Source organism: Cupriavidus sp. DF5525, from assembly GCF_040149425.2.
Classification (GTDB): domain Bacteria; phylum Pseudomonadota; class Gammaproteobacteria; order Burkholderiales; family Burkholderiaceae; genus Cupriavidus; species Cupriavidus pickettii_A.
In genome coordinates, this window is sequence record NZ_CP168265.1 from 2,992,688 (window position 1) to 3,006,714 (window position 14,027).

Here is a 14,027-nt window from a genome sequence, read left to right on the forward strand (position 1 = left end):
CGAGCGGCATATTGCTGTCCAACGGCGGACTGGTCAGGAACGATGCGCCCACCAGCGTCGTGCAGGGCAATCTCCATGGCGTGCTGCTGGCCAATGGCGGCACGGTGGCGCACCTTGGCGGCCGCATCGCGGCGCAGGCCGGCAATGGCATCCAGGCCGGCGGCGGCGCCACCATCGACAGCCACGCCACGATTCACGGCACGGAGAACGCCGTGCAATTCATCTCGGGCAACAACACGCTCGCATTGCACGCCGGCTCCGTCACCACCGGCGCGCTGCGCATGGGCTCCGGCTCCGACCGCGTGACCGTGTTCGCCGGTGCCGACATCAGCGCGGTGCCGTTGTATGAAGGCGGCACCGGCAGCAGTGCGCTAACCTTCGACGGCTACCGCGGCAGCGTGCCCGGCAGCATCGACCCGTGGTCCGCGGTGACTGCTACCGGTGGCGCGGACGTCGCGCTGACCAGCGGCATACTGTACGAAGCCAGTGTGTTCCGGATCGATAGCGGCGCCGCGCTGCGCTTCAGTGGCGATGCCGGGACACTGACCGGCGACGTCAGCAACTCAGGCACGCTTAGCTATGCCAATGGCTCCGGCGCCGGCGCCTATCAGGTGACAGGCACGCTTGCCAATGGCGGGCTGGTGGAACTGGCCTCGGCAACGGGCGGCGCCGGCCAGACGCTGACCACGCGCAACTACGCCGGCAGCGGCGGCACGCTGAGCCTGAAGACGGTCCTGGCTGCCGACAGCACCGCATTGGACCGGCTCGTCATCGACGGCGGCACGGCAACGGAATCACCGGCGTGCGCATCGCCAATGCCGGCGGCCAGGGCGCACCGACCACGGCCAACGGTATCCTGGTGATCGATACCGCTAACGGCGGCACCACGGCGCCCACTGCGTTCGCGCTGGACGGCCGCGCGGTGGCTGGCGCTTACGAGTACCGCCTGTTACGTGGCAGCACTGACGGCAGCAATCCGCAGGCCTGGTACCTGCGCTCGGCAAAACCGCCGCAGCCGACTCCGCCCTCGCCCTCGCCCCCGCCCCCGAATCCTCCCGCTCCGCCCGAGCCGATGTACCGCCCTGAAATCGCCGCCTACCTCGCGAACCAACGGCTGGTCCGCCAGGTGTTCGTGCACAGCCTGCACGACCGCCTGGGCGAGCCGCAGTACGTTGAGGGCCAAGGGTTCCGCCCTGCTCCGGACCGGGCCCGCGCAGGCTGGCTGCGCGCGGCCGGCAAATGGGAAGGCAGCAAGAGCCGCGACGACAATTTCAAGGTCAGCACCGACACCCTCCTGCTGCAGGGCGGCGCGGAACTGGCACGCTGGAACCTGGCCAGCGACACCGACCGCCTGCACCTGGGTGCTATGGGCAGCTACGCCAACGCCGGCAGCCATGCCGAGGCCGATGGCAACCCGGCCCGCGCGAAGGGCAGCGTGCAGGGCTGGAGCGTGGGCGCTTATGGCACCTGGTACCAGAACGACGAGAACAAGCTGGGGGCGTATGTCGATACCTGGCTCCAGTACGGCTGGTTCGACAACAAGGTCGAGAGCGACCAGCTGCCCACTGTCAGATACAACGCCAGCGGCTGGGTCATTTCCGGCGAGGCAGGCTACGCCATCCCCGCGCGCGATGGCTGGGTGGTCGAGCCGCAGGCGCAGCTCATCTACGTCGACTACCGCGCCGACGACATTACCGAAGCCAACGGTACCCGCATCACCGGCGCCGACTCCAGCGGTGCGATCACACGCCTTGGCGCGCGCGTGCATCGCACCTACGTGCGCGACGACGGCCGCAAGATACAGCCGTACGCAACGATGAACTGGTGGCACACCAGCACCGACAGCAATATCTCGTTCAACAAGTTACCGCTGGGCAGCCTGTATCCGACCAACCGCTATGAGCTCAAGCTCGGCGTCAATGCCGATTTCGGCAAGCGCTGGACCGGCTGGGCCAATGTGGGCGGCGCATGGGGCGCGCAGCGCTACTACCAGTACGCGGTGCGCGCAGGTATGAAGTACGCTTGGTGAGGCGCGCACCCGCTTGCCGTCCGCCCAATAAAAAAACCGCACCCTGAGGCGCGGTTTTTTTTGCTGCCTGCCGTGAGTTACACGGATTCGCGTGAAGCACGCTTGCGCTCGTGCTCCTTCAGGTGGCGCTTGCGCAGGCGGATGCTCTTGGGCGTGAGCTCGACCAGCTCGTCGTCGGCGATGAATTCCACCGCATATTCGAGTGACATCTGGATCGGCGGCACCAGGCGCACGGCTTCGTCGGTACCCGAAGCACGCACGTTGGTCAGCTGCTTGCCCTTGATCGGATTGACGACCAGGTCGTTGTCGCGGCTGTGGATGCCGATGATCATGCCTTCGTACAGCGCATCGCCCGGCTTGACGAACATGCGGCCGCGGTCCTGCAGCTTCCACAGCGCGTAGGCCACGGCGTCGCCGTCGTCCTGCGAGATCAGCACGCCGTTGTGGCGCTCGCCCAGGCCGCCTTCGCGCACCGGCGCGTAGTCGTCGAAGATATGGCTGATCAGGCCGGTGCCGCGCGTCAGCGTCATGAACTCGCCCTGGAAGCCGATCAGGCCACGGGCCGGGATGCGGTATTCCAGGCGGGTACGGCCCTTGCCGTCAGAGGCCATATCGAGCAGTTCGCCCTTGCGGCGGCCCAGCTCTTCCATCACGCCGCCCTGGTGGCCGTCTTCGACGTCCACGGTCAGCAGTTCGTACGGCTCGTTCTTGACGCCGTCAATTTCCTTGAACACCACGCGCGGACGCGACACGGCCAGCTCGTAGCCTTCGCGGCGCATGTTTTCCAGCAGGATGGTCAAGTGCAGTTCGCCGCGGCCAGACACTTCAAAGATGGTGTCGTCGCCGGTATCGGCCACGCGCAGCGCCACGTTCGACTTCAGTTCGCGGTCCAGGCGCTCGCGCAGCTGGCGGCTGGTCACGAACTTGCCTTCACGGCCGGCCAGCGGCGAGGTGTTGACGCAGAAGTTCATGGTCAGCGTCGGCTCATCCACCTTCAGCATCGGCAGCGCGTCCTGGGCGTCCGGCGCACACACGGTGCAGCCGATACCCAGTTCTTCGATGCCGTTGATCAGCACGATGTCGCCGGCTTCGGCCTCGGACACGATCTCGCGCTCCAGGCCCTGGAACTTCAGCACCTGGTTGATGCGGCCCTTGATCGGGTTGCCTTCCGGGCCGAACTTGACCACCACGTCCTGCAGCGGACGGGCGCGGCCACGCGAGATGCGGCCTACGCCGATCTTGCCGACGTAGCTGGAGTAGTCCAGCGAGATGATCTGCAGCTGCAGGGGGCCGTCCCGATCGTCGTCACGCACCGGCACCTTGTCCAGCACGGTCTCGAACAGCGGCTTCATGTCGCCGTCGCGCACGTCTTCGGTCAGGCCGGCAAAGCCGTTCAGGCCCGAAGCGTAGATCACCGGGAAGTCGAGCTGCTCGTCGGTGGCACCCAGCTTGTCGAACAGGTCGAAGGTCTGGTTGATCACCCAGTCCGGACGCGCGCCAGGGCGGTCGATCTTGTTGACCACGACGATCGGCTTCAGGCCCAGCGCCAGCGCCTTGCGCGTGACGAATCGGGTCTGGGGCATCGGGCCTTCGACCGCGTCGACCAGCAGCAGCACGCCGTCGACCATCGACAGCACGCGCTCCACTTCACCGCCGAAGTCGGCGTGGCCCGGGGTGTCGACGATATTGATATGGGTGCCGTTGTATTCGACGGCACAGTTCTTCGCGAGAATCGTGATCCCGCGTTCCTTTTCCAGGTCGTTCGAGTCCATCACCCGCTCAGCGACTTGCTGGTTGTCGCGGAAGGTGCCTGCCTGGCGCAGGAGCTGGTCGACCAGGGTGGTCTTGCCATGATCGACGTGGGCGATGATGGCGATATTTCGGATGGCGCGGGTCATTGCTGCGTCTCGCTTGGAGAATCTGAGGTAACCCAACATTCTAGCATGTTGCGGCGCAAGACGCGTTGACCGGACCCGCCACTTATGCTGTGTTTATCGTTGCGGAAACTGGAATAACCAATTTCCGTTCTTGCTTATCGTTAAACGCAAACATATATTTGCCTCAGCAAAGATTGCAAAGGCAAAGATGTCACAGGACCTTTCCTCGGATCGGCCAGCCCCGGATACGGGTGGCCCGTTCGATCCCGCCAGATACCAGATGAACGACAGCGTCGGCTACCTGATGCAGCGCGCCAAGAACATGCTGGCGCACGCGGTCGAACAGGAAGTCTGCGCACTCGACATCACCCACGCCCAGGCGAGCTGCCTGATGATGCTCGCCACCGGCCGCGCCTCCACGGTCACCGACCTCGGCCGCGAGCTGAACACAGACATGGGCTCGGTTACGCGCCTGCTCAGCCGCATGGAAAAGCGCGGCCTAATAGAGCGCCGCCGCCGCGATGCCGACCGGCGCGTGGTGGACCTGTCGCTGACCGCACAAGGCCAGGAGCTGGTCGAGCGCCTGCCGGCGATCTTCTGCAAGGTACTCGCCCACCACTTCCGCGGCTTTTCCGAGGACGAAGTGCAATTGCTGCGCAGCATGCTGCGCCGGGTCATCGACAACAACAGTGGGTAGTGGATGCGCAAGCCAGACCGCCAGGTCAACCGTACTCCGCATCCACCCGTAAAAAAGCATGGCTCCGCAACGGAGCAACATCATGAATCAAGCCCTCTCTTCCCAAGCTCCCACGCCGACGCGCTCGCGCCGGCTGGCGCGGCGCGCCGGCACGCTCGCGCTGACTGCCATCGCCGCCGCGGCGCTGGCCGGCTGCGCGGCCCTCGGCAATTCGCACAGCACCCAGACCATGGCCGACCCGGCCGCCATGGCGACTTCGCAAACCCTGCCTGACGAGCACGGCCAGTGGCCTTCGCAGGACTGGGTCGCACAATTCAAGGACCCGCAACTGAGCGCTCTGGTCGATGAAGCCGTCAAGGACAACCCAAGCCTGCAGGCAGCATTCGCACGCGTGGAGGCCTCGCGTGCCATGGCCGACGCCACCCGCAGTGCGCTCTACCCGCACCTGGAGTTCGAAGGCAGCCTGATCCGCCAGCGCTTCTCCGAGAAAGACCTGTTCGAAGGCACGCCGCTGGCGGGGTCGTGGCAGAACCAGTCGCGCCTGCAGGTGGGCCTGTCCTATGACTTCGACTTCTGGGGCAAGAACCGCGATGCGCTCGAAGCGGCGCTGTCCGACGACCGCGCCGCCGAGGCGGAAAGCCAGGCCTCGCGCCTGATCCTCGCCACCTCGATCGCCCGCAACTACGCCCGCCTGGCTGCGCTGTACGCGCAGCGCGACGTGGCCGAGCGCGCCATCGCGCAGCGCCGCGACCTGACCGACCTGTCGCGCCAGCGCCTGGCGGCCGGCCTGGATACCCAGGTCGAGACCACGCAAGCACGCGGCACGGTGGCAGCGTCGCAGACCGACCTGCAGCGCGTCGACGAAGAAATCGCGCTGGCGCGCAACCAGCTCGCCGCGCTGCTGGGCAAGGGTCCGGACCGCGGCCTGCAGATCCAGCGCCCGGTGCTGCTGGCGCAGCCCACGCCGACGCTGCCGGACAACCTGACCATCGGCCTGCTGGGCCGCCGCCCTGACCTGGTCGCGGCACGCTGGCGCGTGGAAGCGACGTCCAAGGACATCAACGTCGCCAAGAAAGAATTCCTGCCCGACGTCAGCCTGACCGCCTTCGCCGGCCTGGCCGCGCTGGATCCGTCCAACCTGCTGATGGGCATCAGCCGCACCTTCGGCATCGGCCCGACCATCCGCCTGCCGATCTTCGAAGGCGGCAGGCTGCGCGCCAACCTGAAGGGCAAGTACGCGGGCTACGACATCGCCGTGGCCAACTACAACCAGGCACTGGTTGATGCGCTGCGAGAAACCGCCGACACCATGACCAGCATCCGCAGCGTCGACCAGCAGATCCAGACGCAGCGTGAGGCGCTGGACCTGGCCGAGCACGCCTACGCGCTGGCAACCACGCGCTACAAGGCCGGGCTGGGCACGCAGCTGACCGTGCTCAACGCGGAAAGCAACGTGCTGCAGCAGCGCCGGCTCGCGACCGACCTGCAGGCGCGCCGCCTGGACCTGCAGATGGGCCTGATGAAGGCACTCGGCGGCGGCTACCAGGAGCCCGCTGAAGGCCACGACGGGCACGAGAGCCACGCGCAACAACAGAACAACACCCAGGCGGGCGCCCGCGGCTGATCCGCGCACCCAGTGATTGCAGACAAGATTCACCAGAGAACATCATGAGCAATAACCAGCAAGCGACCGGCACCAACGCCCCCCAACCGGCACCGGTCACGCCCAACAACAACGGCAAGCGCAAGCGCATGCTGCTGTCGCTGACCGCGGCGGTCGTGGTCGCGGGCATCGGCTACGGCGTGTACTGGGGCCTGTATGCGCGCCATTTCGAAACCACGGACGATGCCTATGTGGCCGGAAACGTGGTCCAGGTCACGCCGCTGGTGGGCGGCACGGTGGTGTCGATCGCCGCCGACGACACGCAACTGGTCACCGCCGGCCAGCCGCTGATCCAGCTCGACCGTGCCGATACGCAGGTAGCGATGGAGCAGGCCGAGGCGCAGCTGGCGCAGGCCGTGCGCGAAGTGCGCACGCTGTACGTCAACAACGGCTCGCTCGCCGCCAACGTGGCGATGCGCGAGGCCGACGTCGCCAAGGCGCGCGACGACCTGCGCCGCCGCCAGGCAATCGCCGGCTCGGGTGCCGTGTCCAATGAAGAGATCTCGCACGCGCAGTCCGCGCTCAAGGCAGCGGAATCGGCGCTGCTCGCCGCGCGCGAGCAACTGGCCTCGAACAAGGTGCTGACCGACCAGACCACGGTGGAGCAGCACCCGAACGTGCAGCGCGCCGCGGCCAACCTGCGCTCGGCCTACCTGTCGTTCGCGCGCTCGACCATGCCCGCGCCGGTGACCGGCTATGTCGCCAAGCGCTCGGTGCAGGTCGGCCAGCGCGTGGCTGCCGGTGCCCCGCTGATGGCGGTGGTGCCGCTTGACCAGGTCTGGGTCGACGCCAACTTCAAGGAAGTGCAGATCACCCATATGCGCATCGGCCAGCCGGTGACGCTGGAAGCCGACGTGTATGGCTCCAAGGTGGAGTACCACGGCAAGGTGGCCGGCTTCTCGGCCGGTACCGGCTCGGCCTTCTCGCTGCTGCCGGCGCAGAACGCGACCGGCAACTGGATCAAGGTGGTACAGCGCCTCCCGGTGCGCATCGCGCTCGACGCGCAGCAGCTCAAGGACCATCCGCTGCGCGTGGGCCTGTCGATGAACGTGACCGTCGACGTGCGCCGCGAAGAAGGCGCCGCCATGGTCAGCGCCGCGCCGGCCAAGCCGATGCAGACCGACGTCTATGACAAGGTCGCACAGGATGCCGACCAGCTGATCTCGCGCATCATCGCCGCCAACAACGGCGGACGCAGCACGGGCCTGCCCACTGCCGCCGCCAACGCCAAGCCCGCCCACACCTGATCATGGCCAACTCCCTCACCGCTGCGCAGCCTGGCGGCAGCCAGGCGCCGGCGCGGCCGGCGCAGTCGCTGCCCACGCAGCCGCAGCCGCTGACTGGCGGCAAGCTGGTGATCGGCACCATCGCGCTGTCGCTGGCCACGTTCATGAACGTGCTGGACTCGTCGATCGCCAATGTGTCGATCCCGGCGATCTCCGGTGACCTGGGCGTGGCGCCAAACCAGGGCACCTGGGTCATCACCTCGTTCGCGGTGGCCAATGCGATCTCGGTGCCGCTGACCGGCTGGCTGACCACGCGCTTCGGCGCGGTGCGCCTGTTCATCACGTCGATCCTGCTGTTCGTGCTGTCGTCGTGGCTGTGCGGCGTCGCGCCCAACCTGGAAACGCTGCTCGCCGCGCGGGTCCTGCAGGGTGCCGTGGCCGGCCCGATGATCCCGCTGTCGCAGTCGCTGCTGCTGTCGAGCTACCCGCCCGCGAAGAGCACCATGGCGCTGGCGCTGTGGGGCATGACCACGCTGGTGGCGCCGATCATGGGCCCGCTGCTGGGCGGATGGATCTCCGACAACATGAGCTGGCCGTGGATCTTCTACATCAACGTGCCGGTGGGGATCATCACCGCCTATGCGACCTGGGCCATCTACAAGGACCGCGAAACGCCGACCAGGGTGCTGCCGATCGACCGCATCGGCCTGGCGCTGCTGGTGATCTGGGTAGGCTCGATGCAGCTGATGCTCGACAAGGGCAAGGAGTTGGACTGGTTCCACTCGACCGAGATCGTGGTGCTGACGCTGGTGGCGATCGTCGGTTTCCTGTTCTTCCTCGCCTGGGAAACCTATGAGAAGCACCCGATCGTCGACATCAGCCTGTTCAAGGGCCGCAACTTCAGTTCGGGCGTGGTGGCGATCTCGGTCGCGTACGGGCTGTTCTTCGGCAACCTCGTGATCCTGCCGCTGTGGCTACAGACCATCGTCGGCTACACCGCGACCGATGCGGGCATCGTGATGGCGCCGGTCGGCATCTTCGCCATCCTGCTGTCGCCGCTGATCGGGCGCAACCTGCCGAAGATGGATGCGCGCTGGGTCGCCACCGCGGCGTTCATCACCTTCGGCATCGTCAGCCTGATGCGTTCGGGCTTCACCACCCAGGTGGATACCTGGACGCTGATGGTGCCGACGCTGATCCAGGGCGCGGCCATGGCGATGTTCTTTATCCCGCTGACGTCGATCATCCTGTCGGGCCAGCCGGCCGAGAGGATCCCGGCGGCGTCGGGACTGTCGAACTTCGTGCGGATCACGTTTGGCGGCATCGGCGCCTCGATCTCGACCACGGTGTGGGAGAACCGCTCTGCCCTGCACCATGCGCAACTGGTGGAGCAGGTCAACCCCTACAACCCGGTCTACCAGGACCAGCTCAGCCATCTAATGCAGATGGGCATGAGCCAGCCCCAGGCCATCGGCGTAATGGAGCGCAATATCACCCAGCAGGCGGCCATGCTCGGCGCAAACGATATCTTCTGGATCTCGGGAATGCTGTTCTTCGTGCTGATCGGCTTTGTCTGGCTGACGCGGCCTGCCAAGGGCGGTGGCGGGTCGGCGGACGCGATGGCGGCGCACTGAACCGCGGTAAGGCAATGCAAATGGGGCGCCCTGAGGCGTCCCATTTTTTCGCTTCGGCAAGGCTATGCCTGCTTGCGGCCCTTCCCGTACAGCCGATAGACCGGGCAATAGCCCATCACACCAGTCAGCAAAGGCACCAGCCCGATCCAGCCCCACAGCGTCCCGGGCCTGACAAACACCAGTGCGATCAGCGCCGCGCCAACCACGATCCGGATCACACGATCAGCGACACCAACGTTTTTGCAGAACGACATCTTTTGCTCCTGTTTGCCAACTAAACGGAGCGAGCTTGCACCTGGCCGCAGTGGAAGCCTTTGACCAGACCACAATTGGCACATCAGTCGATGCAGAACCGGATTAATCCGAGGCCGCGGAAAAACAAAGAGACCACGTGCCCCGGTCGATCCGGGCTCACGTGGCCTCCTTGCTGACGCCGGCAGGACGCTGCCTATAGCTTTACCAGTCGCTCAGGCCGCAATGCGCCCTCACGCATGCGCGCCACGCCCAGCAGCCGCGCGGGCTCGCCGGCATACACGCGCACCAGCGCTTCCTCGTCCAACTCGGTGCCGGCCGGCAGGTCACGGCGCGCGATGCGCTGGCCTTGCAGGAAACGCCCCGCCGCCGCTTCGTCCAGATGCACCGGCACACACTTCTGCAGCAAGGCATCCACCGGCGCCAGCATGGCCGGGCGCTGCGCGTCGTCCTGCTGTTCGATCTGTTCCAGCGTGACTGCGCCGTCCAGCGTCAGGTCACCTACGGCGATCCGGCGCAGCCCCGTCAGGTGTGCGCCGCAGCCCAGCGCCTCGCCGATATCCTCGGCCAGCGTGCGGATATAGGTGCCCTTGCTGCAGGTCACGCGCATGGTGAACGCGGGCGCCTCCGGCAAGGCGCAGTCGAGCAGTGCGATCGAGCGGATAGTGACCCGGCGCGCCGCGCGCTCCACGGTCTGGCCGGCGCGCGCGTATTCGTACAGCGGGCGGCCGTCCTTCTTCAGCGCCGAATGCATCGGCGGCACCTGGTCGATCTCGCCGAGGAATCGCTGCAGCGCCTGCTCCACCGCGGCGCGGTCGCAGGTGACCTCGCGCACATCGAGCAGTTCGCCTTCGGCGTCGCCGGTACTGGAACGCGCGCCCAGCCGCACCACGGCGTCATAGGTCTTGTCCGCTTCCAGCAGGTCCTGCGAGAACTTGGTGGCCTCGCCGAAGCACAGCGGCAGCAGGCCGGTGGCAAGCGGATCGAGCGTGCCGGTATGCCCGGCCTTGGCCGCGCGCAGCAGGCGCTTGGCGCGCACCAGCGCATCGTTGGACGACAGGCCTAGCGGCTTGTCGAGCAAGAGCACACCATGCACCTCGCGGCGCGGCAGGCGCGGCGGACGGTTGGCGTTGGAATCGGTCATCGGAGGGAAACAGGGGGCGACGGCGATGCGGCGCGCGGATGGCCGCAGCGGTCAGGCCATGAGCCCATGCCTGACGGCATGGGCGCCGGCTCAGTCGTCTTTCGAACGCGTGGCGTTCGCTTCGTTGATCAGCTTGGACATCTCGATCGCGTGTTCGACCGAAGTGTCGTGCAGGAAGCGCAGCGTCGGCACCGTATGGATGTGCAGGCGCTTGTACAGCAGCGAATGCAGGAAGCCGGCCTTCTCGTTGAGGATGGCTTCGGCCGTTGCCGCCTCGGCGCCCAGCACGGTGAAATACACCTTGGCGTGCGCGTAGTCGGGCGTCAGCGCAACCGATTGCAGCGTGACCAGGCCGAGGCGCGGGTCGCGCAGTTCGCGCTGGATCATCTCGGCCAGGTCCTTCTGGATCTGGTCGGAGATGCGGAGATTGCGGGAGGAGATGCTGCCTTTCTTGGCCATTCAATACTGTCTAGTCGAGATGACAACGGCAGGCCGAAGCCTGCCGTTGCTTGCGACGCCTTACAGCGTACGCGCCACCTCGGTGATTTCGTACACTTCGAGCTGGTCGCCTTCCTGAACATCGTTGAAGTTCTTGATGGACAGACCGCACTCGAAGCCTTGCTTGACTTCCTTGACGTCGTCCTTGAAGCGCTTCAGCGAATCCAGCTCGCCGTCGTGGATGACCACGTTGTTGCGCAGCACGCGCACCAGCGAGTTGCGCTTGACCAGGCCGTCGGTAACCATACAGCCGGCCACCGCGCCGATCTTCGGCACGCGGAACACCTGGCGGACTTCCACCTGGCCGATCGTGGTTTCGCGCTTCTCGGGCGCCAGCATGCCCGACATCGCCGCCTTGATCTCGTCTACCGCATCGTAAATGATGTTGTAGTAGCGGATATCGATGCCGTTGTGCTCGGCCAGCTTGCGCGCACCGGCGTCGGCACGCACGTTGAAGCCGATGATGACCGCCTTCGAAGCCGCCGCCAGGTTGACGTCGGACTCGGAGATGCCACCCACGCCACCGTGCACGATCTGCACGCGCACTTCGTCGGTCGACAGCTTCTGCAGCGACTGCACCAGCGCTTCCTGCGAACCCTGCACGTCGGCCTTGACGATCAGCGGCAGCGACTGCACTTCGCCTTCGGCCATCTGTTCGAGCATGTTCTCCAGCTTGGCGGCCTGTTGCTTGGCCAGCTTCACGTCGCGGAACTTGCCCTGGCGGAACAGCGCGATTTCGCGCGCCTTGCGCTCGTCCGGCAGCACCAGCACTTCTTCACCGGCGGCAGGCACTTCCGACAGACCCTGGATTTCCACCGGGATCGACGGGCCGGCTTCCTTGGTCGGCTTGCCGTTCTCGTCCAGCATCGCACGCACACGGCCGTAGGCGCTGCCAGCCAGGACCACATCGCCACGCTTGAGCGTGCCGCTGCTGACCAGGATGGTCGCGATCGGGCCCTTGCCCTTGTCGAGCTGGGCTTCCACCACCAGGCCCTTGGCCGGAGCATCGACCGGAGCGGTCAGTTCCAGCACTTCGGCCTGCAGCAGCACCTGCTCCAGCAGGTCGTCGATACCCGTACCGGCCTTGGCCGACACCGGCACGAACGGCGAGTCGCCGCCGTATTCTTCCGGCAGGACCTGCTCGGCCACCAGTTCCTGCTTGACGCGGTCCGGGTTGGCTTCGGGCTTGTCCATCTTGTTGATCGCCACCACGATGGGCACGCCGGCAGCCTTGGCGTGCGCAATCGCTTCCTTGGTCTGCGGCATCACGCCGTCGTCGGCCGCGACCACCAGGATCACGATGTCGGTAGCCTTGGCGCCGCGGGCACGCATGGCCGTGAAGGCCTCGTGACCCGGGGTGTCCAGGAAGGTGATCACGCCGCGTTCGGTTTCCACATGGTAGGCACCGATATGCTGCGTAATGCCGCCGGCTTCGCCCGCGGCAACCTTGGTGCGACGGATGTAGTCCAGCAGCGAGGTCTTGCCGTGGTCGACGTGACCCATCACGGTCACCACCGGCGGACGCGGCAGCAGCTCGGCGTCGGTGTGGTCTTCGCCATCCACCACCAGCAGCGCTTCCGGATCGTCCAGCTTGGCGGCGAACGCCTTGTGGCCCATTTCTTCCACCACGATCATGGCGGTTTCCTGGTCCAGCACCTGGTTGATGGTCACCATCTGGCCGAGCTTCATCATCTGCTTGATGACCTCGGACGCCTTCACCGCCATCTTGTGCGCGAGATCGGCCACGGAGACGGTTTCAGGCACATGCACTTCACGCACCACCGGCTCGGTCGGCGCCTGGAAGCTGCTGCGGCTGTCGTCGTGTTGCTGCCTGCCGCCGCGGCCACGCGGGCCACCGCGCCAGCCGCCCACGCCGCCCGACGAATCGCCGCGCGTCTTCAGGCCGCTGCCCTTCTTGCGCGAGCCTTCGTCCTGCCAGGTCGACGAAGTGCCGGCCTTGACGACCTTGCCCTTCTTGTCGGCGGTGGTGGTGGTGGTCGTGGCAGCCGGCTTCTTGTCGCCCGGCTTGGCTTCGGCAGCGGTCGCGGAAACCGGCTTGACCGGCTTGTGCAGCGTGCCGGTCTGCTCGGCCTTCTTTTCCTCGGCCTTGCGCTCGGACGGCGCCTTCAGCACGCGTGCCGGCGCATTCAGCATCTGCTGGATGGCGCGGGCTTCGGCTTCTGCTGCCTCGCGACGCTTGCGCGAGGCGATTTCCTGCTCGGCGCGAGCCTTGTCGGCGGCGGCCTTGGCGTCGTCGGCGGCCTTCTGCGCCTCGGCGCGTTCGGCGGCGACTCGGGCCTTCTCGTCCTCGGCTTTCTTGCGCGAGGAGTCTTCCGCGGCCTCGGTCACGGCGCGCGACGCGGCAGCCTCTTCCTCCACCTTCTTGGCGGCGAGTTCGGCCTGGCGGCGCTGCTCCGCTTCCAGGGCTTCCTGCTGGGCGCGGCGCTCGGCTTCCTCGCGCTCGGCTGCCTCGCGGGCGGCCTTGGCATCGGCTTCCTGGCGCGCCAGCAGTTCGGACTGGCGGCGTTCTTCCTCTTCGCGGCGTGCCTGCTCGGCGGCGTCGACGACCGGGGCCTGGGCCTCGGCTGCGTCAGCGTGTGCGTCGGGCTGGGCCTCGTCGCGCTTGATCAGCACGCGCTTCTTGCGTACTTCCACCTGGACCGTACGGGTCTTGCCGGTGGAGTCCGATTGACGGATCTCGGAGGTTTCGCGCTTGGTCAGTGTGATCTTCTTGCGGGCGCTGTCATCGGCCTGGCCGTGCGAACGCTTCAGATAGTCCAGCAGCCTGGTCTTATCCGATTCCGTGATGACGTCTTCTGGCGCAGCTTTGCCCACCCCAGCCGCCTGCAATTGTTCCAGCAGGGCAGCTGCGCTGCGACTCAGTTCTGCGGCCAGTTGGGCAACTGTTGTGCTTGCCATTCAAACCCTTTCAATGCTTGGTTTCTTCGTCGGGACAATCGTATGCGGAAAGCGCGCCCGGGCCAGGTATAGGCCGGCCCGGCCGTGT

9 protein-coding genes and 1 pseudogene are annotated in these 14,027 nt (G+C 66.4%); 5 read left to right on the forward strand and 5 right to left on the reverse strand.

What is annotated here, in order from left to right:
- The first annotated feature begins 281 nt into the window (after positions 1–281).
- Positions 282–2,029 (forward strand): annotated as a pseudogene (locus tag ABNX08_RS13940) (autotransporter outer membrane beta-barrel domain-containing protein).
- A gap of 77 nt (positions 2,030–2,106) precedes the next feature.
- Here ABNX08_RS13940 and typA read toward each other — a convergent pair.
- Entirely contained in the window at positions 2,107–3,927 is a 1,821-nt protein-coding gene (gene typA, locus ABNX08_RS13945) for a translational GTPase TypA (protein ID WP_022535704.1), read from the reverse strand.
- 187 nt (positions 3,928–4,114) lie between these two features.
- On the opposite strand from typA, the gene ABNX08_RS13950 reads away from it, so the two are divergent.
- From ABNX08_RS13950 to ABNX08_RS13965, 4 genes are all read left to right on the forward strand, one after another.
- The gene (locus tag ABNX08_RS13950) at positions 4,115–4,603 is read left to right on the forward strand and encodes a MarR family winged helix-turn-helix transcriptional regulator (protein ID WP_022535705.1); all 489 of its coding nucleotides are present in this window, start codon (positions 4,115–4,117) and stop codon (positions 4,601–4,603) included.
- Between the two features lie 82 nt (positions 4,604–4,685).
- A complete protein-coding gene (locus tag ABNX08_RS13955; protein WP_022535706.1) occupies positions 4,686–6,227 on the forward strand; it encodes an AdeC/AdeK/OprM family multidrug efflux complex outer membrane factor in 1,542 nt (513 codons plus the stop codon).
- Positions 6,228–6,271: 44 nt separating this feature from the next.
- A complete protein-coding gene (locus tag ABNX08_RS13960; protein ID WP_022535707.1) occupies positions 6,272–7,513 on the forward strand; it encodes an HlyD family efflux transporter periplasmic adaptor subunit in 1,242 nt (413 codons plus the stop codon).
- A gap of 2 nt (positions 7,514–7,515) precedes the next feature.
- The gene (locus tag ABNX08_RS13965; protein WP_022535708.1) at positions 7,516–9,126 is read left to right on the forward strand and encodes a DHA2 family efflux MFS transporter permease subunit; all 1,611 of its coding nucleotides are present in this window, start codon (positions 7,516–7,518) and stop codon (positions 9,124–9,126) included.
- A gap of 62 nt (positions 9,127–9,188) precedes the next feature.
- Here ABNX08_RS13965 and ABNX08_RS13970 read toward each other — a convergent pair whose 3' ends face one another.
- The 4 genes from ABNX08_RS13970 to infB form a co-directional block, all read right to left on the reverse strand.
- On the reverse strand, positions 9,189–9,380 hold the full coding sequence (locus tag ABNX08_RS13970; RefSeq protein WP_022535709.1) for a DUF2892 domain-containing protein: 192 nt from the start codon (positions 9,378–9,380) through the stop codon (positions 9,189–9,191).
- Positions 9,381–9,574: 194 nt separating this feature from the next.
- Positions 9,575–10,522, reverse strand: a complete 948-nt coding sequence (truB, locus tag ABNX08_RS13975) for a tRNA pseudouridine(55) synthase TruB (protein WP_022535710.1) — start codon at positions 10,520–10,522, stop codon at positions 9,575–9,577.
- A 90-nt stretch (positions 10,523–10,612) separates the two neighbouring features.
- Positions 10,613–10,981 carry a 30S ribosome-binding factor RbfA gene (gene rbfA / locus ABNX08_RS13980; RefSeq protein ID WP_022535711.1) on the reverse strand — a complete coding sequence of 123 codons (369 nt, stop codon included), beginning with the start codon at positions 10,979–10,981 and terminating at the stop codon, positions 10,613–10,615.
- A gap of 60 nt (positions 10,982–11,041) precedes the next feature.
- On the reverse strand, positions 11,042–13,939 hold the full coding sequence (infB, locus tag ABNX08_RS13985; protein ID WP_022535712.1) for a translation initiation factor IF-2: 2,898 nt from the start codon (positions 13,937–13,939) through the stop codon (positions 11,042–11,044).
- Positions 13,940–14,027 lie beyond the last annotated feature (88 nt).